This is a genomic window from Trinickia acidisoli (genome assembly GCF_017315725.1).
In the GTDB taxonomy this organism is placed as follows: domain Bacteria; phylum Pseudomonadota; class Gammaproteobacteria; order Burkholderiales; family Burkholderiaceae; genus Trinickia; species Trinickia acidisoli.
On the sequence record NZ_JAFLRG010000002.1, the window covers coordinates 1,989,579 to 2,014,324 of the forward strand.

Annotated in this window: 27 protein-coding genes and 1 pseudogene; 11 read left to right on the plus strand and 17 right to left on the minus strand. The window is 59.7% G+C overall.

The window, feature by feature from the left end; all coding sequences use genetic code 11:
- Positions 1-173: 173 nt before the first annotated feature.
- Together J3485_RS27090 and J3485_RS27095 are read left to right on the plus strand one after the other, a co-directional pair.
- Positions 174-458 (plus strand): hypothetical protein, encoded by a 285-nt coding sequence (locus J3485_RS27090; RefSeq protein ID WP_206957478.1) that lies wholly within the window; start codon positions 174-176, stop codon positions 456-458.
- Positions 459-922: 464 nt separating this feature from the next.
- Positions 923-2,344: a class I SAM-dependent methyltransferase gene (locus J3485_RS27095; RefSeq protein ID WP_206957480.1), complete on the plus strand. Its 1,422-nt coding sequence runs from the start codon at positions 923-925 to the stop codon at positions 2,342-2,344.
- A gap of 487 nt (positions 2,345-2,831) precedes the next feature.
- On the opposite strand, the gene J3485_RS27100 is transcribed toward J3485_RS27095, so the two are convergent.
- Together J3485_RS27100 and J3485_RS27105 are read right to left on the minus strand one after the other, a co-directional pair.
- Positions 2,832-3,998 (minus strand): IS91 family transposase, encoded by a 1,167-nt coding sequence (locus J3485_RS27100; RefSeq protein WP_206955966.1) that lies wholly within the window; start codon positions 3,996-3,998, stop codon positions 2,832-2,834.
- Positions 3,999-4,019: 21 nt separating this feature from the next.
- Positions 4,020-4,895 carry a tyrosine-type recombinase/integrase gene (locus tag J3485_RS27105; protein ID WP_206955967.1) on the minus strand — a complete coding sequence of 292 codons (876 nt, stop codon included), beginning with the start codon at positions 4,893-4,895 and terminating at the stop codon, positions 4,020-4,022.
- 207 nt (positions 4,896-5,102) lie between these two features.
- On the opposite strand from J3485_RS27105, the gene J3485_RS27110 reads away from it, so the two are divergent.
- Positions 5,103-5,567 (plus strand): hypothetical protein, encoded by a 465-nt coding sequence (locus J3485_RS27110; RefSeq protein WP_206957482.1) that lies wholly within the window; start codon positions 5,103-5,105, stop codon positions 5,565-5,567.
- 211 nt (positions 5,568-5,778) lie between these two features.
- Here J3485_RS27110 and J3485_RS27115 read toward each other — a convergent pair whose 3' ends face one another.
- Positions 5,779-6,480 (minus strand): hypothetical protein, encoded by a 702-nt coding sequence (locus J3485_RS27115; protein WP_206957485.1) that lies wholly within the window; start codon positions 6,478-6,480, stop codon positions 5,779-5,781.
- Between the two features lie 624 nt (positions 6,481-7,104).
- On the opposite strand from J3485_RS27115, the gene J3485_RS27120 reads away from it, so the two are divergent.
- Both J3485_RS27120 and J3485_RS27125 read left to right on the plus strand, forming a co-directional pair.
- Complete coding sequence (locus J3485_RS27120; protein ID WP_206957487.1) at positions 7,105-7,407, plus strand: type II toxin-antitoxin system TacA family antitoxin; 303 nt, start codon at positions 7,105-7,107, stop codon at positions 7,405-7,407.
- Complete coding sequence (locus J3485_RS27125) at positions 7,404-7,895, plus strand: GNAT family N-acetyltransferase (RefSeq protein WP_206957489.1); 492 nt, start codon at positions 7,404-7,406, stop codon at positions 7,893-7,895. Before J3485_RS27120 ends, J3485_RS27125 begins: the two co-directional genes overlap by 4 nt.
- Positions 7,896-8,073: 178 nt before the next feature.
- Here J3485_RS27125 and J3485_RS27130 read toward each other — a convergent pair whose 3' ends face one another.
- From J3485_RS27130 to J3485_RS27170, 9 genes and pseudogenes are all read right to left on the minus strand, one after another.
- A complete protein-coding gene (locus J3485_RS27130; protein WP_206957491.1) occupies positions 8,074-8,766 on the minus strand; it encodes a hypothetical protein in 693 nt (230 codons plus the stop codon).
- A gap of 156 nt (positions 8,767-8,922) precedes the next feature.
- A complete protein-coding gene (locus tag J3485_RS27135) occupies positions 8,923-9,687 on the minus strand; it encodes a hypothetical protein (protein WP_206957493.1) in 765 nt (254 codons plus the stop codon).
- Positions 9,688-11,247: 1,560 nt separating this feature from the next.
- Positions 11,248-11,412: pseudogene (locus J3485_RS27140) on the minus strand (transposase domain-containing protein); the annotation flags it as partial.
- A gap of 88 nt (positions 11,413-11,500) precedes the next feature.
- The gene (gene tnpC, locus J3485_RS27145; protein WP_206957502.1) at positions 11,501-13,054 is read right to left on the minus strand and encodes an IS66 family transposase; all 1,554 of its coding nucleotides are present in this window, start codon (positions 13,052-13,054) and stop codon (positions 11,501-11,503) included.
- 30 nt (positions 13,055-13,084) lie between these two features.
- The gene (gene tnpB / locus J3485_RS27150; RefSeq protein WP_206951009.1) at positions 13,085-13,429 is read right to left on the minus strand and encodes an IS66 family insertion sequence element accessory protein TnpB; all 345 of its coding nucleotides are present in this window, start codon (positions 13,427-13,429) and stop codon (positions 13,085-13,087) included.
- Positions 13,426-13,818, minus strand: a complete 393-nt coding sequence (tnpA, locus tag J3485_RS27155; RefSeq protein WP_309476971.1) for an IS66-like element accessory protein TnpA — start codon at positions 13,816-13,818, stop codon at positions 13,426-13,428. Before tnpA ends, tnpB begins: the two co-directional genes overlap by 4 nt.
- Before the next feature lie 83 nt (positions 13,819-13,901).
- A complete protein-coding gene (locus J3485_RS27160) occupies positions 13,902-14,276 on the minus strand; it encodes a hypothetical protein (RefSeq protein ID WP_206957504.1) in 375 nt (124 codons plus the stop codon).
- A gap of 159 nt (positions 14,277-14,435) precedes the next feature.
- A complete protein-coding gene (locus J3485_RS27165; protein WP_206957506.1) occupies positions 14,436-15,236 on the minus strand; it encodes a hypothetical protein in 801 nt (266 codons plus the stop codon).
- 149 nt (positions 15,237-15,385) lie between these two features.
- Positions 15,386-15,634: a hypothetical protein gene (locus J3485_RS27170; RefSeq protein WP_206957508.1), complete on the minus strand. Its 249-nt coding sequence runs from the start codon at positions 15,632-15,634 to the stop codon at positions 15,386-15,388.
- 516 nt (positions 15,635-16,150) lie between these two features.
- Between J3485_RS27170 and J3485_RS27175 the strand changes: the two genes are divergently transcribed.
- The 3 genes from J3485_RS27175 to J3485_RS27185 all read left to right on the plus strand — a co-directional run bounded on the left by J3485_RS27175 (position 16,151) and on the right by J3485_RS27185 (position 18,215).
- Positions 16,151-16,591, plus strand: coding sequence for a hypothetical protein (locus tag J3485_RS27175; protein WP_206957510.1), 441 nt, complete (start codon positions 16,151-16,153; stop codon positions 16,589-16,591).
- Between the two features lie 182 nt (positions 16,592-16,773).
- Positions 16,774-17,187, plus strand: a complete 414-nt coding sequence (locus J3485_RS27180; RefSeq protein WP_206957512.1) for a hypothetical protein — start codon at positions 16,774-16,776, stop codon at positions 17,185-17,187.
- Between the two features lie 731 nt (positions 17,188-17,918).
- Entirely contained in the window at positions 17,919-18,215 is a 297-nt protein-coding gene (locus tag J3485_RS27185; RefSeq protein WP_206958501.1) for a hypothetical protein, read from the plus strand.
- 296 nt (positions 18,216-18,511) lie between these two features.
- Here the strand turns inward: J3485_RS27185 and J3485_RS27190 are convergent, their stop codons facing one another.
- The 3 genes from J3485_RS27190 to J3485_RS27200 form a co-directional block, all read right to left on the minus strand.
- Entirely contained in the window at positions 18,512-18,994 is a 483-nt protein-coding gene (locus tag J3485_RS27190; protein WP_242539098.1) for a hypothetical protein, read from the minus strand.
- 257 nt (positions 18,995-19,251) lie between these two features.
- The gene (locus tag J3485_RS27195; RefSeq protein ID WP_206957514.1) at positions 19,252-19,737 is read right to left on the minus strand and encodes a nuclear transport factor 2 family protein; all 486 of its coding nucleotides are present in this window, start codon (positions 19,735-19,737) and stop codon (positions 19,252-19,254) included.
- 9 nt (positions 19,738-19,746) lie between these two features.
- On the minus strand, positions 19,747-20,439 hold the full coding sequence (locus tag J3485_RS27200) for a TetR/AcrR family transcriptional regulator (protein ID WP_206957516.1): 693 nt from the start codon (positions 20,437-20,439) through the stop codon (positions 19,747-19,749).
- A gap of 158 nt (positions 20,440-20,597) precedes the next feature.
- On the opposite strand from J3485_RS27200, the gene J3485_RS27205 reads away from it, so the two are divergent.
- Positions 20,598-21,287: a YceI family protein gene (locus tag J3485_RS27205; protein ID WP_206957518.1), complete on the plus strand. Its 690-nt coding sequence runs from the start codon at positions 20,598-20,600 to the stop codon at positions 21,285-21,287.
- Here J3485_RS27205 and tdh read toward each other — a convergent pair.
- Both tdh and J3485_RS27215 read right to left on the minus strand, forming a co-directional pair.
- Positions 21,265-22,293, minus strand: coding sequence for an L-threonine 3-dehydrogenase (gene tdh, locus J3485_RS27210; RefSeq protein WP_206957520.1), 1,029 nt, complete (start codon positions 22,291-22,293; stop codon positions 21,265-21,267). The two genes, J3485_RS27205 and tdh, sit on opposite strands and share 23 nt — an antisense overlap.
- Before the next feature lie 10 nt (positions 22,294-22,303).
- Positions 22,304-23,503 (minus strand): glycine C-acetyltransferase, encoded by a 1,200-nt coding sequence (locus tag J3485_RS27215; protein ID WP_206957522.1) that lies wholly within the window; start codon positions 23,501-23,503, stop codon positions 22,304-22,306.
- A 157-nt stretch (positions 23,504-23,660) separates the two neighbouring features.
- Between J3485_RS27215 and J3485_RS27220 the strand changes: the two genes are divergently transcribed.
- Both J3485_RS27220 and J3485_RS27225 read left to right on the plus strand, forming a co-directional pair.
- Positions 23,661-24,275 (plus strand): helix-turn-helix domain-containing protein, encoded by a 615-nt coding sequence (locus tag J3485_RS27220; RefSeq protein ID WP_206957524.1) that lies wholly within the window; start codon positions 23,661-23,663, stop codon positions 24,273-24,275.
- Between the two features lie 88 nt (positions 24,276-24,363).
- Positions 24,364-24,741 (plus strand): DUF2471 family protein, encoded by a 378-nt coding sequence (locus J3485_RS27225; RefSeq protein ID WP_206957527.1) that lies wholly within the window; start codon positions 24,364-24,366, stop codon positions 24,739-24,741.
- Positions 24,742-24,746: the final 5 nt, after the last annotated feature.

Consider the following 24,746-nt stretch of genomic DNA (forward strand, 5'->3'; position numbering starts at 1 on the left):
GCCAATGCATGACTTTTCTCAAGACGAAAGCCGCGTGCCGATCACAAACGACTGTTGGGTTCGCACCGAAAGGACGAACACCCAACCGCTTAGGAGTCCGAACCTTCTTTGTCGCGGCGAGAACCGCGCCAGCTCTACTACGACTTCTCGATTTCCTGCGCGCCCTTGCCGACGTGAACGTCCCGGTATTCGGACTTGCCGGAACGTGCGACCGGCTGATCGCGCCCGGCCGTGGTTGCGAAGCGCTCGTCGTGGCTTATGGCAGCGACGACGCGACATATCGTCTATGCGGCAAAGCGCAAGGCTTCGCCGAGGACTATATGCACGATCGGCTCGTCCTTTCGCGCAACGCGAACCGGGAGACCTGGCCGATGATCACCGGCTGGCTGCGCGCGCATAGCGGCGAGACCGCGATAGCCGACAAAGCATGCGACGTCATACGCGGGCAGCGTCTTTAGTCTTTAGCCTTTAACCACGCTCGTTTAACCACTCCCGAAAACCCTCACCTTAAAGCGGATCGCGGCGGCGGGATAGGCATGTCGATGCGTGAACTGCTTGCCGGCCGAACATCGTTTTGACGAGGACAGGTATCGACTTTCGCTGCGTGCGCGCTTTGCATGCAACCGCAGAACGAAGGGCATTCGATACGCGTGGCAATTGATCCTGAAAATGCTCACCTTTGATAAGGTGCGGCACACCAGAGGAGCGTGTGCGCACACACGCTCCCTTGCCGTACTCTGAACGTCGGCGCGTTACGTTTCGCGTGCTCCCGAAAACACTCACCTTTGCCGATGCATGTCGAAGTGACTCGCTCGATGTGATGTGATGCGCCTGCAAGCGCCGGACAGCACCGCTGTAGGACAGCATGCTAAGCTCGCCCAGCATCTGACGCGCTGCGCGGCTGACAAACGTACTGGACATCATGCAAGCACCCGATCGCTTTTCCGGTTATGTCAGCGAGGTGACGTTTCCGGACAGATTTCATCGCGAACTGTCGCCTGCGTGGCTCGACTATGTCAGCGCGTTGGGTGGCGTGGAGCCTCGAGACTTGACTCGGCCTTTCGCCTACCTTGATCTGGGTTGCGGATCCGCGCATTCGACAATCGTCAACGCAGGCGCATTCCCACACGCGCAATTCCATGCATGCGACTTCAATCCGGCGCATATCGAGGCGGCCGCGCGCCGAGTGTCAAACCTCGGCGTCCACAATATCGCTCTTCACGAAGCCGCGTTCGACGCATTGCTCGACCGCGATCTGCCCTCGTTCGACTTCATCGTTCTGCACGGCGTCTATAGTTGGGTCGATGCCGACGCGCGTCGCACACTTCTAGAAATTCTCTCGCGCAAGCTCAATGACGGCGGCATCGTATATCTGAGCTACAACTGTTTTCCCGGATGGTCCGCGGAGACGCCTCTACGCAAACTCATGCTCGAATTGTCGCGAGCGGCGGATGGAGATGTCGCGCATCAGGTGAGCGCAGCAGTCGATGCCATGCAGCGATTGGGCAACTCGGGCGCCAAGTACTTCCGCGACAATCCCGCGGTAAACGAAGCACTGAAAGCCATTTCGAAAGATCCGGTCGACTATCTCGCGCATGAGTTTCTAAACGACACGTGGAAGGTGCATTACTCCGTCGACGTCGCCGACGAAATGGCCGACATCGGTCTAACGTACGTGGGCAGCGCAACGCTGGCCGACAATCACCTTCCGCTGATCATCGATAAACGCGCAGCCGAATCGATCGCCACACTAGCGAGCGCACGGCTGCGACACTTGGCGGCGGACTTCGCGGTCAATCGACGATTCCGCCGAGATGTATTCGTTCGCCGAACGCAAGAGACGGATCGGCAAGGCGATGTGGTCGGACATCTCGACGACGCGGTCGTCGGCTGCGCCACCGATGTCGAGCAAATCGATGTGCGCGTGAATATTCCTCGAGGGGTATTGAACTTTCAGGCCGATTTCATTGGAGATTTGCGCGTGCTGATGGCGGAGGGTTCGATGCGTATCGGTGACATCGTTACACGGTTGCACGGGCGCGATCCGCGACGCAACGCGATGGAAATACGGCAAAACGTGCTCTTTCTGGTCGCGGCAGGAGCGTTGATGCCTTTTGCTAATGCCGGTGGGTATTCGGATGGAACGACCCGGCGTGCGGTGAATTCGGTTGTCGGGCGTGCGTTGGAAAGCATCGTCGAGAGTGCATCGCCGGGGTTCGTTCCTTGCGAGCGTGCCGGCAACGGGGTGTGGGTTACGGTAGATGAGGCTGTTCAAGCGAGGCGATGGTTCGTCGACGAAAGCGCAGTGCGCCCGGATCGGCTCGCGCGGCTTGGGCTTGTTTGAACGAGCATGGATCGGGGGCGTAGCAACGCCCCCGAAAAGGCTCACCTTAGGAGGCTCGTCGGCTTTTGAAATGCACCAGCGAGCCTGAGCAGCGTCTTCAGGAAGGCGGGCCTATTGCTGCAAAATGGCAGCGTCCGTTAAGGTTTATTCGATGCCAGCCATCGGGCGCATGAATGTGCATACCTCTGCACATGTCGGCAGGCGTCGAATAAGCCCGATGGAGGAAACCGCGGAGTGCCCCGATGCGGTTGGAGATTTCGCGGCTATGGCGATTGATAGGCGGGGATGCTCAATCGTGCCGGGTGCAACTGGACGGAGTTGGATGCTGGCTGGGCGCTGACAGGGTAGCGAAGCGGTGCCGTCGTGTAATCGCGATGACGAGGCGGCCGTGCGAGGAGCGTGGCGACGTGACACGCGCAAACGTCCGCTCGTGGGCCGCGTTGCCGCAAAGCCGACGGTCGGTTCGGATATCGGGGAACCGTGGAGTTCATGTGTGCGGCCGGTGCGTTGGGGGTGCGCGGATTGGGGCGCTGCGCGCGAATACGTCGATGACGATCATCGGCGCGCCGCAGTGGCGGCAGACGAAGACGGGCCGGGTAGCGATGGTGGTGTCCGGTGACGGGGCGATGCCGGGTGCGACGTGCAGCAGCTCGCGCACTTTGGCGAGACTGGCGCGTCGGACCGGGTTGGCGAGCAGCCCGTAGTGACGGATGCGATGGAAACCACCGGGCAGCACATGGAGCAGGAAGCGGCGCATGAATTCGCTAGCCTCTAGCGTCATGGTTTTGTAGCGGGTGCGCCCCTTCGCGCGATAGTCCTTCCAACGGAACGTCACGCCGCGCTCGTCGAAGGCGAGCAGACGCTGGTTGGAGATGGCGACGCGGTGCGTGTAGCGTGAGAGGTACTCGAGCACCGCCTTCGGTCCGGCGAACGGGCGCTTTGCGTAGACCACCCATTCGCAGGTACGCAGCGGTGCCAGCCACCGGGCAAAGGTGGCGGGGTCCGCGAGCCCGGTGTACTCGCCGAAGAACTGTAGCTGGCCATTGCGGTGGGCCACTTCGAGCGCTTCGAGGAAGCGTCGGCGGAACAGGCGTGAGAGCACGCGCACCGGCAGGAAGAAGCCGGGCCGGCAGGCGATCCAGCGCTCACCATCGGGCGACAGCCCGCCACCGGGCACGATGCCGTGCACATGCGGGTGATGCGTGAGGGCCGAGCCCCAGGTATGCAGTACGAGCGTGGCCGCGATCTGGGCGCCGAGGTGTTTGGGATCGGCGGCGATCGTGCGCAGCGTCTCAAAGGCGATGTCGAGCAGCAGGCCGTAGATGATCCGCTTGTTGTACCAGGCGATGGCGCTGACGGGCGCGGGCAGCGTGAAGACGACGTGGAAATATTCGACGGGCAGCAGATCGGCCTGGCGTGCCTCCAGCCAGCGGTGTGCTGCGCTGGCCTGGCACTTCGGGCAATGCCGGTTGCGGCACGAGTTGAAGGACACCTCTGTCCTTGCGCAGCCTGAACAGCGCAGCACATGCCCGCCCAGTGCCGCCGTGCGGCACCGTTCGATGGCCGACATGACCTTCAGCTGCCCCAGGCTCAACTGTGTGGTGGCCCGCCACGCTGGCCCGTGGCTGCGGAAGATGTCCGCAACCTCCAGCATGAGGCGCTACAGCACGCGGGTCTACTCGGAGGGCAGACGGTCCAGCGGACTGGTGACCTCGCGCAGCAGGTCGGTGGCCACCTGGACGTAGAGCGCGGTGTTCTCGAGCTTCGCATGGCCGAGCAGCACCTGGATCACGCGGATGTCCACCTTCTGTTCAAGCAAGTGTGTCGCGAAGCTATGCCGAAGCGTGTGCATGGACACGCGCTTGTCGATGTTCGCAGCCTCGGCGGCGGCATGAATGGCGCGGTTCAGTTGCCGCGTGCTCAACTGATCGAGCGGATCGAGGCCGGGAAACAGCCACCCGCCATCGAGCATCTTGCCCTGCGCACGCGCCACGCGCCACCACGCACGCAGACGCTCGAGCAGCACCGGTGAGAGCATCGCATAGCGGTCGCGGCGGCCCTTGCCCTGCTCGATACGCAGTGTCATGCGTTCGCTGTCGACGTCGGTGACCTTCAGCGCGACCACTTCGCTGGCGCGTAGCCCCGCGCCGTACGCGACCGACAGCGCGGTCTGGTGCTTGAGGTTGCCGGCCGCCTCGATGAGGCGCCGGACCTCATCGGGACTGAGCACGACGGGCAATATGCGGGGCACGCGCACGGGATGCATTCTGACCATCAGCTCGGGCCGGTCGAGCGTGACGGTGAAGAAGAACTTCAGGCCGGTGATCGCGTGGTTCAGCGACACGGCCGATGTGCCGTGGTCGACCAGATGGAGCTGGTAGCGGCGCAGGTCCTCGACGGTGGCCGTGTCCGGTGAGCGTCCGAGAAACCGCGCGAACTCACGCACGATGTGCAGATAGATGTCCTGCGTCTTGGGGGCAAGCTGGCGCATGCGCATGTCGTCGATCATGCGCTGGCGCAGCGGACTGACGTTTGACTGTGAGGAGGTCATGATGGGACTCCTGCTGAAGAACGAGGCGGATTGCCTCATTCGCCAACATAAAGCCGCGCGACCGGCCTCTCCCTGACCTTCAGCGTCGGATCGTAGCCCCTACCGCGCGAGCGGTTTAGTCCATCGGCCAGGAACGGTTACTGGCACTCGATGCAGGAACCGTCGACAATCCCGAGATTCGATGCCAAGGCGAACGCGATGAGAATAATGACTGATCGTCAACACTTGCTTGACGGACGGACGCTCACATTACTACTGCTGGCCTCCTTCTGGTTTTCCACCAATGCAATGGCCATTGGCGGCCGCGGTGGAGAGGGAGCGCATTTTGGGGGCGAGGACGCTGGTTTTGGCCGCTATGGTCGCCGCAGCGAGGCAGATGCACTTCATGACGGCGCAGGCAATCGCTTGCCGGGCGCGGTCACTTCACAGGAGGAAGGAGGCAGGATCGCCGGCCACGAATATGATCGGGATGGGATCGATCTCAGCGAGCAGAAGATCCATCCCGATGAATACCCGGTTGTTTCCGGCGGGCATCTTACAGGCTGGCAATCCCTGAGTGACAGACAGGCAAGCCGGGCGGCTTGGCGTGACGCTCATCGTGTCCGCACGCTTTTCATTCTCGTTGGGCTTGTCGTGCTCGGCGTTGTTGTATCTGCGTTTGCATTCAGCTAACCTGTGTGTGCACCTGCTAGAGAGACGCCAGTCGGCCAGCTACTGCCCTTCGCCCGTTGCGTTCCAGCGTCGCTTGAGCGACCGCTATGCCCGAACATCGGACCAACGTTGTGAGGTTGAGCGAACGGCGAAAGTCTGGATTGCCCGACCAACGATGACACGTCCGTACCCTTCGAATCAAACTACGCACTCATCGTGAGAATTCGAATGCTTAGCCGTGTTCGAGGGACGGTTTGGGTTCAAGCACCTTAGGCGGAATTCCCGGGACTAGAGGTACAGGTGGCCCCGGCACCAGCAGCATTTCCACTTCGATAACTCCGCCGCCTTTTGACAATAGATCGCCGGGCCACGAGGGCGCGTCTGTCAGGCACTCCAGATAAAAATGCGGCTCCGCGTAGTCATAGGTCCGTCGAGTGCAAAGGAAAGACACAGAAATATGGTCGGCACCATTGTCGCGAACAGCCAGTAATCCGCTCATTCCGCCGGGGCCGTTAGCCTCGTCAGGTAAAAATGCTGCACGGAGTATCGCAATCGCAGTCCATCCGCAGCGGGCGGGGCTGTATTTGTCCAGAAAAAACTGTACGGAGTAGTTCGTTTCCCCTGGTGGCACACGAACAGAGTCGTAGACCGTTTGGGCGATCATCGGAGCGCCCCACACGGCTTGGCCAAACGAGCGCGTACGGCACGCATCATTGGTCGTGCTGTACGCGGCAATAAACCAAAGCTCCATACGAGGATCTTTTTGTCCTCGGATCATAACGGCCGCGCGGGGAGCCTGATTCTCCTCCGGGCTATCGCTCGACAAATTTTGCGGCTCCGCCCGGTGGCTCTCGAAAGGCATCACCCGCGCCGGCGCTGAGGGCGAAAGTATTGCAAAAACGAACGCGCATACGACCAAACGTCGTGCATTCATGCTGCCTCCCGATAGTGCGCGTTTGCGCCTACCACTACGCTAAAGCATCGATCGATACTTGCGTCCTCCATCAGACACTCAGCTTTCCCTCGCCCGGCGGAAGCCAATTTCGCTCCCCAAACGAGTTTGTAGACTCGCCCCCTCTCTTGTTGGGCGTCTGTACGATACCCAACAACAAGCCGCGGAGTAGGTTCAAACGGCTGTTGGCGCTCGGAACCGGTCATGCGGCCGATGGCAGGCATCGAATAAACCTTAACGATTGCGGTCGGTCGAGGGCGCGGACGACGGGTACGGAACGCACAATTGTAGGTAGAAGTGTGGGGTAGCCAAACCCGCAAAACCCAGAACCCTTACCTGGCGTGCCTTTGCGGGCAGCGGTTGGAATCGGCTGTCTTCCGCCCCTAATTATCAGGCGGTCTCCGCGGTGCTCAGCGGTTCTCATGGGCAGGCAGGATTCCTGCTGATCCATTGAGCGCATTGGATCTCCGAAATCGCTTGCTGCCATTCTCTCGCAGGACTTTGAGCAGCTATCAATCGTCGTGTCGGCGTCATTGCTTTCGTAATGACATTGTCATCACGTCTCTGCTATACTCGGGCCTTCTCCAGTTCTTCCGGGAGGCCTTCATGCCGACCCCCCAAACTGCTGCTCCGAAGCGCGAGGCGCTCAACATGCGGATCACGCCCGACGAGCGCAACCTGATAGATCGGGCCGCTGCTGCCCGAGGCCTGACGCGCACCGACTTCATCCTTGCGGCAGCGCGTGCTGCGGCCGAGGAAACGCTAGTCGAAGCCACGCTTGTGCGTGCGACGCCCGAGGCGTTCGCCGAGTTCCTTGCGCGCCTGGACGCTGTGCCTGCGTCGAACGAGCGCCTTAAGCGCACTATGCGCACCCCCGCGCCCTGGGAATCTCAGAGCGGAGCGGCATGACGCTGCACGCCCCAGAACTCCTCACTGCGCGGCATGTGCTTGAAGCGTTCGACTCGGGCGAGCCTAGCCTCGATGAATGGCTGAAGCGCCGCGCGCTCAAGAACCAGGCGAGCGGCGCCACGCGTACCTTCGTCGTCTGCAACGATGAGAGCGTCGTGGCCTACTACGCTCTCGCCTCGGGCGCCGTCGATGTCGACTCGGCGCCGGGCCGATTCCGTCGCAACATGCCCGATCCTGTACCCGTGGTCGTGCTCGCAAGGTTGGCCGTTGATCGCGCTTGGCAAGGCAAGGGTGTGGCTCGGGCACTGATGCGCGATGCTGGCGGGCGCATCGCACAGGCCGCTGACGTCATCGGGATTCGCGGCGTTATTGCCCACGCGCTCAACCAGGACGCGCACCGCTTTTATCTCGCGCTGGGTTTCGAGGCCTCGCCGCTTGCGCCGATGACGGTCATGATGACGCTGGCGGACCTGAAGGCGGCGCTTTGATCCTGCGCTAGGCAAGCCTCTTCGGGCCAGGGGAGGGTCGCGCGGCGACCTCATCGGGCAGTAGCCGGCCATGAAGCGTCGCTCGTCTTGGCGCTTGGCGTAGCATTCGGACGGCGCTTTCACTTCGACAGCGGTCAGTCGCTCGACATCGCTTTGAGGGATTATCATGCGTCAGTTTTCAATTCGGTTCGGACGACGCGAATCGCTGGGTGTACGCCCAAATCATATCGAAGAGCTTCTGGTCGCCGAACGCCTTGGCCGCGATACAAAACGCCGTTAATGCTCGATAAATGTAATTCCAGATGTCGTCTCTATGATCTTGCCAGAGCGGGGAGTCGCGCAGCCCGTTCATGTGAAAGAGCGCAGGGTGACCTTCGTACATCTCCATTAGAAACGGCGATGCTCCGTGAATGTACCCTGACGTGGCTTTGTGAACAGTCTGCATTGCCGCGATCGCCGTACTCGGGTCGTCGCCAGATATGGGGGTATTCACGATAAACGCAATGATTCTGTCCCGAGGGATATTCCCGCGCTTGATGCGCGTATGCATTGGCCGCTCGGGGTCGTCATGTTCCTCCTGATAGAAATCAGTGAGAAAGCGCTTGTGAAGTTCTGTTTCACCATAGACAATACCCAACGCCAAGAACGTCACGTCGACCTCCGCTTCGCCGACAATACGACATATTGCAGCCTGCTCCTGAATAAAGCCGTGCGCAAGGAGTAACCGTGCCGCTCGTAAGGCGCTAACTATTCGAGCCATCTTCTGGATTATTGCGCGGTACGCGTCCTTCTCCGCATAGCGGTATCCGCGCTGTTGCACTAGCGATGGTGGCGGCATCCGTCCAGTGACATCGTGGACGGTTCGCTCCATGTTATCAATCGCTTCGTCGTAAAGCCTTTCCCTATCCATATTGACCGTGCCTCGTGGCAAGTGCCCTCTGACATCCACGATGTCTATTGAAGCTTTGTCAACAATCCTCTAATCGTTGGAGGCTCCGACGACGCGCAGCGTAACTCAACAAAACGTTCACAGAAGACCGAATATATTCTCTATTGCCGCCAAAGTGGCGATCAAGCGCGGAGCCACATCTTTAACAAACGCCACTTGTGCCTTACTGACCGACTCCCCGTGAATTGCCGGCGAGCATACCGAGTACACTTCTCGAATCGCGCCGGCCAACTGTCGGTCGATTAAGCCCAGGTCCACAAGCGAACGAAGATGTACAGGGAGTGGAACCGCACGCCTTCTCACTGTTTCTGTTGTATCCGCATTGGAAACCGCTGTTGGGCTCGATTCCATAATGCGTCGAAGTTCCTTCTCAAGGTTGTATCTCGCTGCAAACAGGAACGAAACGTCGTTGTCTACATTGATCGGTAGGATGGACGGCGAGACGTGCACACCCAGCGCAGAAAGCCGCTCAGAAATGATCTCGTTAATGCGTCTCTCAATCGCAGGCAGTTGTGCATCTGATGGCGCAGCAGGAATATTGAAGCTTGGGCTGATCGTGGTGCGCACGTCAATGGTGTTACGCAGATCATTTCGGATATCCGTGATCTGTGTAGTCATCATATTTTCCAGTTCGTCAAACTGTTGTTTTAACTTGATACCAAGTAGCGATACCTCACCGAACAAGGGAGCCAACAGTAACGCGATCCATATAACGAACACAACGACATCTGCAGCCGCGGCCCGCCCCGCTTTAAGATCAGGGTAGCGACCATACAAGAACACCGTCAATACCACAATCAGAATAACCCACCATCCAGTCCTTACCCAATTCGGTAGCTTCATATATTTTCGATATTGAATCGTTCATTAAAAGCGCGCCACTCGTGTGTGGCATTTTAGACCATGCGAACGACCGTGGATGCCCGCCAAGTGGCAGGCGATCTAGCGTTAGCGAATGGCCGTTGCACTCTTACAACCGATGTTGCCGCTACGGTGACCCGGACGACCGCAACGGGTTGAATAATAGCGCTCGCGTGCCGAAAGACTTGGTCAAGGGGCAGGTCCGCGCGGGCCGATTGCGCTTCGTGCTGAAAGGCTTGTTTCCGACGTTCGTCGGCCCTTGCGTCTTTACGTCAGCAGCCGCTAATCGTCGCGGGCGGTCAAGCTCGTAGTTGGGGCGTCGAAAGCGGTTAGAAACTGCGCACACTGGAGAACGGCAACCACGAGCAAGCAGGCAGCAGCGGGTCGTCTATTCGACGATAGGGCTTCCTCCGAAACAGTCCACACCCGCTTCGCGCAGTCGCGTCCGCAACTGCGGTGCTTGGTCGCCAGCCAGCCCGAGAAGGCGGAGCAAAATCTCTGAATTCGACAAGATCAGGTGTGGTTCGCCACTGGGTTTTGTCCATAACGACCTCGGGTCTTCTATCCAGTCTCTGAGTACCTGTTTTAGGTCTATGGGACCGTCGTCGCACGGAGGGTGTAGTTCCGCGATGAGTGCAATGGATGCGAGGCTATCCCATTTATCTCGCGCACAAATTGCCAGCGCTGCGCGACAGTCTCCATAACGAGCTAGCATTGTCTTAATGAGCGCCAGCGGGACAAACGCCCCCGAAGTGCAGAGGCGAACCCCGACTTTTCTGACCTTTCTGGATTGGTCTAGCAGCGCACGTGACGCAATCTCATCCCTGAGGGATGGCAAAACCTTAGCCTGTAGGGCAACGGCATGAGCGCGGACCGCCGGTCGAGGATCGCTTACATAATTCGTAAGCGTCGCGACGATTCCCGGCGCATGCTGCTCGGATAGAAGCGATAGCGCCGCCGGGACCTGCCGGCTAGTGAGCTGTTTTGTACCGAGCATTGCATTGCACTGGGCTACGACATCCAGACCACGCGCTAGCAGCAATCGAACTGCCGCTGACCGGAGGCTACCTTGACGGTCAAATACGGTACGCCATAGAAACGGTTCGTAATCGGTGCTGCTCTTGCCGGCGGCAATGAGATTGAGGGCCGCAAGGCGTACTGGCCCGAATGGCGATGCGATTACAACGTCGATGTAGCGGGCTCGGTCCGAAGCTGGTATGCGGTCAAGCAGGTTGATCGCGGACTGAGCAAGCAAGATATCTCCCGAGCTCATGCCGATCTCTATTGTGTCGCTAAGCGGTAGAAGTTGATGATCAACGGCAACAAAAAAAGCTGCGCGCCTGAGCCGATGATCTTTTCCGGTTACAGCCGCAACGATCGCAGTGCTTCCGCCGGCTTCGACCAGACGACGTTCAAACTCGAACAACCAAGCGCTGTGGTCCGTACGTGTGGCGTAAGCACCTCGCGAAGGCCGTTCGCAATACGGCGTGCGCGTAAGGCATGATCAGGTATCGGGCGATTTGATTTTTTGGCCGCTGGCAATCAGTCCGTGGAGGCCGGTAAGCAAGACTGCCCTGGCAGTTTGCTAGCGACGTTCCAGGGCAGCAGTTCGTCGATACGGTTGATAGGGTGATCAGCGATATGGGTCAGGACGTATTCGAGGTAGGCGCGTGGATTGATCGCGTTGAGCTTGCACGTGCCGATCAAGCGTAAGCACCTCGCGAAGACCGTTCGCAATGCGGCGCGCACGTGAGGCATGATTGGGTATCGGGCGCTCGGGTTCGCCCGCTGGCAATCAGCCCGTGGAGGCAGGCGAGCAAGGCTTGCCCGGCAGCTTACTTGCTACGTTCCAGGGTAGTAATTCGTCGATGCGGTTAATGGGGTGATCAGCGATATGGGTCAGCACGTATTCGAGGTAAGCGCGCGGGTTGATGGCGTTGAGCTTGCACGTGCCGATCAAGCTGTACATCGCGGCAGCGCGCTCACCCCCGCTATCGGAGCCTGCGAACAGGAAGTTCTTACGTCCCAAACTCACGCAGCGCAGCGCGTTTTCGGCCAGGGCGTTGCTGATTTCGGCACGCCCCTCTTCGCAGTACAGCACGAGGGCATCCCACTGGTTAAGCGAGTAACGGATCGCTTTGGCAAGGTCGGATTTCTTCGACAGTGTCGCGAGTTTGTCCGTCATCCACGTCTTGATGGCCGCGAGCAGCGGGATGCTTTTCTCCTGCCGCACGCGAAGCCGCTGCGCGGCGGGTTTGCCGCGGATGTCGGCCTCGATCGCGTAAAGTCCACCGATCAGCTCGAGCACCTCCCGGGTCGCCTCGGTCGGCGTTCGGGCATGCACGTCGTATATGTACCGTCTCGCGTGGTCCCAGCATGCCGCCTCGCGAATCTTGCCGCTCTCGTACAGTTCGTTGAAGCCACTGTAGGCGTCCGCTTGCAAGATACCCTCGAATCCGGCCAGATGGGTCTGGGGATGGATGCCTTTGCGGTCCGGCGAGTAAGCAAACCACACTGCGGCCGGTTCGGTCGAGCCCGAACGGGTGTCATCGCGCACATACACCCACAGGCGCCCAGTCTTCGTCTTCTTCTTGCCCGGCTCGAGTACCGGGATAGGTGTGTCATCCGCGTGCAGCTTCGACGGTGCCACCGTGTAGCGGCGCAGTGCCTCGGTCAGCGCATCGCAAAGGGCCTCGCACTGGCCGACCCAGCGGCCCATGCTGGCGGGGTCGAGCTTCACGCCGTCGCGCGCGGCAATCTGCGACTGCCGGTACAACGGGGTGTGGTCAGCGTACTTCGAGACGAGGATGTCGGCCAGCAGGCTCGGATGGGCGATGCTGCGCGTGATCGGCAGGCCGGGCATCGGCGGCTGCGAGAAGTGGTGACCGCACGGGCAAACCGTTTTGCGCCGGATCGTACGAATCACCTTGAACACCGCCGCGACGCGGGCGAGCTGCTCGGACACGTCTTCTCCGAGCGGCTGCATCGCGCTGCCGCACTTCGGACACGTTGCGTCAGCCTCCAGTACACGTTCTTCGCGTGGCAAATGCGGCGGCAGAGCTTCTTTCGGCGATGCGTCGCCCACAGGCGTGCCCGCGCTTGATTGGCGGGCGCGCCGCACATCAGCGACGCCGCGCTCGCCCGTCAGGTCCTCAAGCGCGGTTTCCAGCCGTGCGACCTCCCGGTCCAACTGCTCGGACTTGCGGCCGAATTGCATGCGCCTAAGCTTGTCGAGCTGCGCCTTGAGCTGCTCGATCTCCAGATCGCGCTCGGCAAGCTGAGCACGAGCCTCGAGCAGCAAGGCTCGCAGCGTTTGAACATCGTCAGGAAGTTCGGCGCCGTTCGACATGCGGCGCAGTTTACGAGCCTTCTGCTCGGTTTACAACATCGACAGTGCAGCGGTGCGACGCGGTTGCCGCCAATCGATGCCTTCGAGCAACATGGACAATTGCGCCGCCGTCAGATGGACCTTGCCGCCATCGGCCTGTGGCCACACGAAGCGCCCACGCTCGAGCCGCTTCGCAAGAAGCCAGAGCCCGTCTTCGGTCGCCCACATGAGCTTCACGAGATCGCCGCGCCGGCCCCGGAAGATGAACACGTTGCCGCCCAACGCATTGTCTTCGAGCGCCGTCTGCACCTTCGCCGCCAGCCCTTGGAATCCGCAGCGCATGTCGGTGACGCCGGCCACCAGCCAGACGCGTGTACCCGTGGGCAGCGAGATCACGATTGCAGGCTCCCCAGAACGAGCCGCAGCGTCTCGGCGTCGACGGCGCCGTCGACCTTGACGAGCGCGCTACCGATCCGAATCTCGATCGTCCCATTTCGCGGTGTCCGATGGTCAACGCCGGATGCTTGCGCCGACATCGCCACGCGCGCCGGCGGCGTCTCATGAACTACCGCCACGGGAATCAGGGGCGTCGTTTCGGCCTGCAATTGCGCGCGATAGCGGCTGCGCCAGGTGAACAGCATGTTCGCGTTGATGCCATTGTCTCGCGCCAGCTTCGCCACCGACACACCGGGCTCGCATGCCGCAGCGGCAAGTCGGCGTCGAAACTCGCGATCATAATTCGGGCGTCCCTTGCGGCTACCCGGCTTGGCTTCTGGCTCTGTCACAGTGATGTCCATCAAATCGAAAATGATGGGCACCACTTTGATGTCGGTTCTCGCCGTCGTCTACGACGGTTGTCGTGAGGTGCTTACCGTGTGGCCAACGTGAGAGCGCGCAATCGCGGAATAAGCGAGACGAAGTGCTCTGCCGGAACGATTGCAAGAAGCGTAAGCAAAGCGCTCGCCGCCACCCGTCGCACCTCGGGCACCCAATCGTTCAAGCGCTCCGCTATCGACCCTACAAAAGAGCTGTCGCCGAGTTCGACCGCCCGGCTAATAGCAGCCTCCCTGACATAGCCACAATAGTGCGATATACACAGCGCGATGAATGCGCGGTCGACGCTGAAGGCGATGGCCTCCAGCGCGGCATCAAGCGGCATCGATTCGCCCGCCAACAAATATACCGTCTGCGCAGGCGCCGTCCGAGGTGAGCGGGTTCCGAAAATCTTTGCGATGAGGTTCATTTAAATTGCTGTTCCTCTCGGCTCAGATTGCCGACCGCGTTCCCGCTGGCTGTGAGGAAATTGTATGGTTCCCGGAATTGGAAGGGGCCTCTGAAGTCTGTGACCCTATGCAATTGGCCGGATTCCGCCCAAACGCAACACCGAAATTCCCTCGGTGCCCTACGCTGCTGGCGCCCCTGGCGATTGAACGTTGCTCTTTGCGCGATTGGGCCAACGCTTCAACCAGAAGATGATCGCCCCCACCGGAACGGAGACGTTGAGAATGATCGGCGCATACGGGCCGGCTCGAAAGAACCCTGAGCCGAGGGCCACGAAGCTGATTGGTTGAATGCTCGACGCGCCATTTGTCCAGTTGAACGACAACTGACCGATCCCGACGGCGACAAACAACAACCAAAGCCACTTGCGCTTCGCCAGGGGCGTACGAACGCAAGCGATAAAAGTCAGAACAACGAAGATCGGGATTGCAGTCGCGAGCCCGAAAACGACGTAGTGGACGGCTGTCTTGCCCGTGAAGGTGAAACGATTTTCCGTTTCGAGCGACTGCGTTCTCGGATAGACATGCATTCCCAGGATGACCCAGTGTCCGCTTTCCTTCCGCAGGACAACATTGGCCAGCGGCCACGTACTCGGATACTCGCTTTCCACAGTCAAGCTGTAGGTGATGGTCCCGTTTACCGTTGATGTATTCACACCGACAACGTGCGTTTTTGCCGGTTTTCCCACAGGGAATACGTCTGCCATGCGTTCCAGTTGGCTGTGCGTCGACGCGGTATTGATTCCTGGATCAAGCTGACTTTCGACGCTCGAATAGTTCTTGTTTGAGAGTTCGGCAAGAACCTGCGTCGCCACGGCCAATGGCTCTTGGTGAGCTGGTGCTTCAAACGAAACTTGGTGATTGCAACCACCAAGCGTTACGAGAAGGGCGGACACACAGAGGAACCACTGAAGAGCGCGCATGCTTTTGTTCGTACCAAATTGCATCGTTGGGTAACTCATGAATGCATACCGCGCACTCAACGCCCCCTATTACGTCTCCGCCGAATACTGCACGCATCGACGGAGCTCGTTTGTTTTGCAGGCGCGGTGGTCACCGAGCCCAGGAACCGTCAATCACAAAACGACGACCCCTCATCAAACCCGCGCTTCCACCGTCGAACCTCAATCGCATCCTCGGGTACATCGGTCGGCGCTTGCCCAGCCTCGGCGCGCGTCAGCTTGATCGCGCAGGCGTTGCCATCAGCCACCATATTGGCGACGTACGTCGCATCCTTCTCCGGCGTAAACGTAATAGTCGGGTTGCACCCGCGCACGATAAAGCCCACTGGCAACGGGATGACCGCGTGATCGACGCTCATCGTGACAGAGACGGGCGCCCCGGCTCTCACTGCAATGCTTTTCTTCGAGTCGGACCTGAGCAACGCAACCCCATGCCGAGACGTGCAGGTTTGCGCGACATCATAGATCTGTACGGCTGTTGTCGAGTCCTGGTACCGATTGAAAGTAATCTGCGCGACGTCACCGGATGCAGGCGGTACGTACGCACTCACGCATCCACTGATACAACCGACTGCCGTCAATATGACGGCGAGACGCGGAATCCCCATATCCGGAAAGCCTTCCTAAAGGTTTATGTAAGAATTGTTGTGCGACAAGTTTAAGGCGAGCATATCACGGTGATTTCCCGGTACGAAACCATAAAGATTTTTTGTCTGGTGCCGATATGTTCGTGGTCCGTTACTGGAATGCGATTAAATTGAAGCTCGTCGGCTCTACCGTTGTCGAACGTTTTTATACGCGGGTGCTGAACGAACGTACGTCTGCCTGCATCGTATCCTCAGCGGCACGATAAATTGAGCATCTTGGAGGCGGTAGTGAAGAAGTGGTCGTCGCTTATGCCATTGGCGATGCTCGTATGGCATGCTCAATCGATGGCGATAGTGCCAGCGTCATACCGGGTGGAGATCCAGTTTCGCTTTGATCGAGGCGAGTTCGAGCTTTCCGAAGGGAAGCGGCGTTCGCTTGAACGACTTGCTGGGCGTGTCGATGAACTCCGCTCCGGGGTCATATACATCGTTGTGCATGGCGACAGAGAGAGCGCCGACGCAACGATAGCCACGGACGAGGAGCTAGCCAGTGCTCGCGCAGGCATTGTTACCGCGATTTTCGCTCGAAAGGCGACGCCCGAGTTTGCGATCCACACCTACACGGAAGCCGTGCGGGACAAGGAACACGAAGGGATGGCTGATATCGTGATAAGGGGCGAGTGCAAAGCCGCTTATGCAGTGTGCGATGCCCGTTGGAACGAGCGGTAGCGGCAAACGCGCTCTCCAAGGTGGGTAGGCCTAGCCGATTGGTTGTGCGAGTCGGAAACTATCCCCGATGGAGCGAGCGCTGCGGGCGTCTGGCTGCACGCGGCCACAACCGGTCGTTCGACAGCCCCACGCAGATCGTCAACAATCGGCTCAATCACTCATCGCGATGGGAAGTAAACCGGATGGAACCTCGCAAGATTCAATTTACGGTGGATGAGCTTAGCCACTGGGCTGGGATGAGTGACTATGTGTTGATCCCGCCGGATCGCAGCTACAAGCTAGCCTTGCAATACGAAGGAGAACCGCCGAATGGTGATTCATATCACCTCGTCACGGTGGGCAGTCGCCAGTTACCCGGCTATGCGTGGGGCAGCATATTCTCGATGTCCGCTTGCTCGAGCTTCGTAGCGTTCAGTTGGATGGAGCGCAAGTTCGAAAGGCTGACGGCAATCGTCGATGTGAGGCGCAGCTTGTACTTCGCCTTACCCGTGTATATCTATCATCCGCGCATCGAATGGCCATTCGTTCAAAATGGGGCTACCTCCGGGCCGGAATCCTACACATTCGTTGGCTCCGAGGTCTGGCGCGCGTTTTGACGCCGCCATGATCGCTATATCCGGCGCCGCTCATGTAGCATCAGTCGGCATGAACGGCCAGTCGACACCGCTGCGTAGATCGTTGACAATTAACCTGATTCTCGCGGGTAACAGGTGCTCCGAGAGATCGAAGTTGCTTTGCAGTCGCTTTTGAAACCTTTTCTGACTGGAAATGCTCGTGGATCTCCAAGTGATCTATACGCGAAGTAATCGAATTCTCCTGTCGCGCCGACTTTATGAGTCATGGCATCAGGTCCAAGATGACTTTTGTGGTTACATGGCTTCTCTTGGACCTTGGTCACCCGCCGAGACAATTGAATACTTGGGCGACGAACATCCTGAGCTCCATCCAAATGCAATCGACCAAGTCACCGCTTTTCTAGCCTCTGCAGAGCCCTTTGTCGAGCTACGATTCTAGCTATGGAAAATGATCGTCTAACGACGCAAGAAGCGTATCTTGCGATGTTTGAATTTATTGTCGAACTCTACCGACGGACAAACTCCGATGATCTCGGTTCGGTATTGGGAGATCTAAGTCTTCTTTCAGATGGAACAACCGCCGATCCCGCAGCTTGGGGGGACTGGCTTAAGTGTGTTGAGAAGGCATGTGGTGGCGGCGTAGACACAAGTCTTGTAATAACTCCGCCCCCGAACTAAGACATGGCGATCAAGACGGAATAGCTTTGCTTGGTGCTACTTGTGGGCGGTCGTGGAAAGCGAAATGAGGTGCTATGGGACAGAAGCTGGGCGAAACAGAATTAGAACTATACCGAAGAGTGGACGAGATTCTGTACTACGTATGGGATCCTATTGGCGTCGCCCCGAATGCCGTTACACGTGACGAATACCAAAGGTATTTGCCGAAAGTGTTCTCAATGTTGCAGGAGGGCGCGGACGCCTCGTCTATCGCCGTTTATCTGGACAACATTGCGACTGAAAGCATGGGACTGAACGGAAATCCGGAACATTCCAGACGAGTTGTTGAATTTCTGCTCGACTGGAAAACCGAGATTTACCGAACGCGGTAGCGACAAACTTAAAACAAGCGGTGCGGCGAGGCAAAGTCTGCGCCTGACTATTACGCAGACGGTGCCCAAGACCCTGGGCGCGGTCGGCATTACCCACTGGTGCCCCTGACGGAGTGTCCTTCCCCCCGCCGCGACAATAGTATATCGACCTTGTGGAACTAGCCCAATAGTTGACCGCTCCGAATGAACGATCCGGATGGTCGCTTGCGACTGTTCGCTAACAGGAACACTGAAGGTCTCTTCTGGGTCGGATACGACCGCCCACCTCCGCTACTGGCCAGCCCATCAAAAACCCCTCAAAACCCCACCTTCAACTGAAACCCGATCGTAAACGGCAAGTTATCTGAGGGAATCGGCGGCACGAGAATAAAGTTCATCCCCACGCGCTTATACGTGACCATCACGATCGGCGCGGCCACGGGGCCGATCGAATGATCGTGTCCGAAACCGTAGCGTCCGTAGTTGTAGCCGGAGATGAGCCCGCCCATGACAGCCAACCGCACGATTCCCCAATGGACGAATTCAGGCGCCCAAACGCCGCCGCCGTACCAAGAAGGATGAGAAAGCGAATTGCGGTACTCGCCTGCCGTCACCGCCCATTCCCCATTGACCCAGCATTCGACGCCAAGCCCGGGATTGAAGTCTTCAAACGATTGCTTCGGATCGATGTGATGGGAGCCGAGCATCGCATCGACCCATAAACCACCGCCGCACCAATCGGCCGCGCGCGCCTGCGTGGCACCGATCGTGAATGCGATTGTCCCGAGCACGACCGCCATTGCAGCCTTAACCACCCGCTTGCCGATGCCGGGCACCCCCATCCTCAAACGCATGTCCGCTCCATTTGCCGGCCGCCACCAGCGCTGGTTGTTGTTCATCATGGTTCGTCCGGCGTCGTGCCGTTCGTCGCGAACTCTACTACAGCAATTCGCGTACGTGACGACTAGAGACACGACTCGACCAAAGAACGTTGTGGATGATACGAACAGAACACGACATGACAAACAGCAAAAGCGGCACAACGAAACGCCAGCGATCAAAGCCCGAGATCGGACAGCCCCGGATGATCGTCGGGCCGGCGGCCAAGCGGCCACCGGAATAAACGATCTCCCTCGCGAATCGGCAAATCGTTGATACATGCAAAGCGCCGCGCCATCAGCCCATGCTCGTCGAATTCCCAGTTTTCGTTGCCGTATGACCGAAACCAATTGCCCGAGTCGTCATGCCACTCATAAGCGAAGCGCACGGCAATACGATTTCCGTCGTGCGCCCACAACTCTTTGATGAGCCGGTAATCGAGTTCTTTCGCCCACTTGCGCCGCAAGAACGCGACGATGTCCGCGCGCCCCGTCACGAACTCGGCACGGTTTCGCCACACACTTTGCGCCGTGTACGCCAGCGCGACACGCTCGGGGTCGCGCGAATTCCAACCATCCTCGGCCGCACGCACTTTCTGCTTCGCGGTCTCGAGCGTGAAGGGCGGCAACGGCGGTCGCGTTTCGTTAGGACTCCTATCGGACATGCGTTTCTCCTAGGTGGATGCCGGCTTCGATCTCGAAGCCCGGGATTGCGACGACGATGTCGCTTGATCGAGCAAATGCCGCGCGGCGGCTTGCGCGTCGTGGGCGGCATCGGCCGATCCGCTCACGAGCGCAACGCCGATGGCCCCATCGACGAGCACGAGCCACTGACGCGCGAGCGCCGCGGCTTGCCGGGCGCCGATACCGTACTCGGCCGCGAATGCATCGCAACGCTCCTCGATGAAGCGCAGCAATCCTGCTTTATGCGCTCGCGCCACAACACGAATCGGATCGTCGGGCGAGGCGATTTCACCCGACGCATTGAGAAAGGCGCAGCCGTGAAAGCCCGGCGACGCAAACCATTCCCGCAACAGATCGAACATGCCGAGCAGTTGCGTGCGAGGCGTCCGCCCCTTGCGCAGCGTGCCTTGCTCGAACCAATGCATCCATCGCGTGTGCCGACGCTCGAGCGTCGCGGCCACCAGCGCATCCTTCGATTCGAAGTACGAATAGAAACTCTTACGCGTCGCGTGCGAGGCTCTGACGATGGCATCGACGCCCGTCGCGTGAATACCGCCCGAGTAGATCAGCGCTTCCGCCGCATCTAAGAGCCGGTCTCGCGGCCCCGGTGGTGTCGCGGGTATCGCGGGTATCGCGCCCGCATCGCTCCGGCCTCCTTGAGAAACATCGATTGGGGTTTTCATGGCGACAAAGGTAGAACGATCATTCTCCTTTGTCAATCGCACGGTCGCATATAAGCTATCGGCCGAAGGGTTGAAGGTGAGAACTTACGGGAACCCGATGCGAAGCCGCTGTCGAACCGGAAGCGTCGGTCGAAGAAACGATGAAGGAAGCGATGACGATGAAACGATTTTCGGTGCGCTCCGCTGGCATGCGCACAGCACTGAGTGCGGCCATCTTTGCGCTGTGCACGCTATCGATGTCGGCCTGCACGCCGCTGCGTGTGGTCACGCATACGGTTTCCGCCGACGAAGCGCGCGTACCTGTCGGTGACTATGTACTCGACGCCGACCACTGGAGCATCACGTTCGATGTCGAACACTTGAAATACTCGCGCTTCGTAATGCGCTTCGATCGTGCGCACGGCACGCTCCACTGGAAGACAGGCGGGCTCGACGCCAGCACCGTCGACGTGGCGATCGACGCGGGCAGCGTCGATACGAAAGTGCCGTTGCTCGACAAGGTGGTCAAGGGGCCGGACATGTTCGACGCCGCGACCTATCCAACCATCCAATTCGTAGGCAAACGCTTCGTCGCAGCGGGCCCGGCGCAAGGGAAATTGGAAGGCGATCTCACGATCCGAGGGGTCACGCGCCCCATGACGCTAGACGTCACGTTCAACGGATACGGGCGCAATCCATTGACGAAAGCCGACACGCTCGGGTTTTCAGCACAGGGGGCGTTCAGCCGCGCGCAGTTCGGATTGGGAACGTGGTATCCCGCCGTCGGCAACGATGTGCGAGTGCGCATCGAGGCCGAATTCGAGCGGCCCGCGGAGCAACCGCCTACTACGCCGTCCAGTCCAAAATAATCTTCCCGCTCTCGCCGGACAGCATCGTCGCGAAAGCCTTTTCGTAGTCGTCGACGGCGAAATGGTGCGTGAGGATCGGGGAGAGATCGAGGCCGCTTTGCAGCATCGCCACCATCTTGTACCAAGTCTCGAACATCTCGCGCCCGTAGATGCCTTTGATCTCGAGCCCTTTGAAGATCACCTGATTCCAATCGATCGCCGTCTGCGCCGGCGGGATGCCGAGCAGCGCAATCTTGCCGCCGTGATTCATCGCTTCGAGCATGCCCGTGAACGCGCTCGGCACGCCCGACATTTCGAGGCCTACGTCGAAGCCCTCGGCCATGTGCAACTCGCTCATGACGTCGCGCAGCGACTCCTTCGTAATGTTCACCGCTCGCGTCGCGCCCATTTTGCGCGCCAGGCCGAGCCGATATTCGTTGACGTCGGTGATCACGATATTGCGCGCGCCGACGTGCCGCGCGATCGCCACGGCCATGATGCCGATCGGCCCGGCTCCGGTGATGAGCACATCCTCGCCCACCAGGTTGAACGACAGCGCCGTATGCGTCGCGTTGCCGAACGGGTCGAAGATCGCGGCGAGGTCGTCGGAAATCTCGTCGGGAATCTTGAACGCGTTGAAGGCCGGAATCACGAGATATTCCGCGAACGCACCCTCTCGGTTCACGCCGACGCCGATGGTGTTGCGGCACAAGTGACGCCGCCCCGCCCGACAATTTCGACAGAATCCGCAGGTGATGTGCCCTTCGCCCGACACGCGATCGCCGATCGCGAAGCCGCGCACCTCTTGCCCCATCTCGACGATTTCGCCAACATACTCGTGCCCCACGTGCATCGGCACGGGGATCGTCTTTTGCGCCCAGTCGTCCCACTTCCAAATGTGGATGTCGGTTCCGCATATCGCCGTGCGCTTGATGCGAATCATGACGTCGTTGTGGCCCACTTCGGGCTTCTTCACTTGCGTCAGGGTGAGCCCCGGCGCGCGTTCGAGTTTGGCGAGTGCCTTCATTTAGGACTCCTTAGATAATGCCGAGCGTGCGGCCGACGCGCGTGAATGCATCGACAGCGCGATCGATTTGCTCGGGCGTATGGGCGGCGCTCATCTGCGTACGGATGCGCGCGCGGCCTTTCGGCACGACCGGATACGAAAACCCGATGACGTAGACGCCCTCCTTCAGCAAAGCGTCGGCCATGCGGGACGCGACCGACGCGTCGCCGAGCATCACGGGAATGATCGGATGCTGGCCCGGCACGAGCGTGAATCCCGCCGTGCTCGTCGCCTCCCGAAAACGCTCACCGTTCTCGCGAACGCGCCGACGCAGCCGTGCGCCTTCGTCGCTCGCGAGTAGTTCAAGCACTTTGAGGGAAGCCGCGGCAATGCTCGGCGTCAACGTATTGGAGAAAAGGTAGGGCCGCGAGCGCTGGCGCAACAGCTCGACCACCTCGCGACGCGCCGCGATGTATCCGCCCGAAGCACCGCCAAGGGCTTTGCCGAGCGTACCGGTAATGATGTCGACACGACCCTCGACGCCGCAAAACTCCGGCGTGCCACGGCCGTGCTCGCCGATGAAGCCGACCGCATGCGAATCGTCGACCATGACGATCGCACCATAACGATCGGCCAAATCGCAGATGCCGGCCAGGTTCGCGATAATGCCGTCCATCGAGAAGACACCGTCGGTGGCAATCAGCTTGAAGCGCGCGCCGGCGGCATCGGCTTCACGCAGCTTCGCTTCGAGATCGGCAAGATCGTTGTTCTTATAGCGATAGCGTTTGGCCTTCGACAACCGAACGCCGTCGATGATGCTCGCATGATTGAGCTCGTCGCTGATGATCGCATCGGTTTCGTCGGTCAGCGTTTCGAACAAGCCCCCGTTCGCATCGAAGCAGCTCGAATAGAGAATGCACTCTTCCGTACCGAGAAACGCGGATAGCGCGCGCTCGAGTTCCTTGTGGACGGTCTGCGTGCCGCAGATGAAACGCACGGAAGCCATGCCGAAACCGTCTTGGTCGAGTCCGGCTTTGGCCGCGGCGATCAAGCGCGCATCGTCGGCAAGGCCGAGGTAATTGTTCGCGCAGAAATTGAGGACGTCTTCGCCGCTGGCGAGGTGCACGTCGGCAGACTGCGGGCTTGCGATCACCCGTTCGGTTTTGTAAAAGCCGTCGGCACGAATCTGATCGATCGTGCCGCGCAAATGGGCGAGAAAGGTATCGCGCATCGGTTCGCTCCTGACAGAAAGGGCGCCGCTCGCACCGGATGGCGGGCGTTGCGGCTGTCTATTGCTGTTATAGTCGGTCGTCCGGTTTTGCCGAACAATTCCGGTTTTTCGAACCAAAGTTCGATATAGCGAACAACTCTAAGCGATCGAAATTGAAATGGCAAGCTCCGCCACACGGCGCACCGCGCCTTCCTCTGCTTCAGCCACACCTGCCCCGGCATCGGCACCGCCACGCGTTGGCGAACAAATTCAGCGAATGCGCACGGAACGGAAGTTGACGCTAGACGATCTTTCGCGGGCAGCCGGCGTGTCGAAATCGATGCTCTCGGAAATCGAGCGCGACAAGGCCAATCCGACGATTGCCGTCGCCTGGCGGCTGACGAACGCGCTCGGTATCAGCCTCGATCAATTGTTCGCCACGCAGCGTGCGCACGAAACGATCGCTGTGTCCGGCCCGCACGAAATTCCGACACTGGACGGACACGACGCGAAGTATCAACTACGCGTTTGGGGCCCCATCGAGTTGGCCGGAAAATTCGAGTGGTACGAGCTTACGCTGCAGCCGGGCGGTGCGCTCGTATCGAACGCGCACGAACCCGGCACGCGAGAGCATCTGACGGTGCTGGCCGGGGCGATCGAAGTCGAAGCGGACGGGGACACGAAGCGGCTCAAGCTTGCCGACACCGCGCGCTACCAAGCCGATGTGCCGCACGCGATTCGCAATGCCGGCAAGACCGAGGCGAAGGCGCTGCTCGTCGTCATCCATGGGTAGCCGCTAGCACTAGCCCGCCGCGGGCAATTGGCCGTCTTGGTCGAGATACTGTATATTTGCACAGTATCTCGATATTCGGAGAGCGGCCATGCAGGAACACGATCTCGCCGCGCTGCGCTTTCAGGCCGCGGCGCGCGACCTCGATCACATCGTCCGTCATATTGCGGCGCGCTACGTCGTGCAAGGCGTGCCGTTGACATGGCGGCTGCTTCACGCGATCGAAGCGGAGGCGCTGGCGGACCTCGGTTTCGCGAGTCGGCACGAGCCTGACGTGCTCGAGCTTTTCAAGCGTCCCGACGACATGAACTACCCGGAAACGGACGACCCGGCGACATTCGGCAGATCGAATGCATTGCCGGCAGCGTTTGCGTTCGCCGTCGCGGCCTACGAAGAGGCGCAGATTGCGCAAGCGCCCACGGCGATGCAGCGCCATGAAACCACGCAGTCGCCGCGACGCTCGCGCTGACGGTG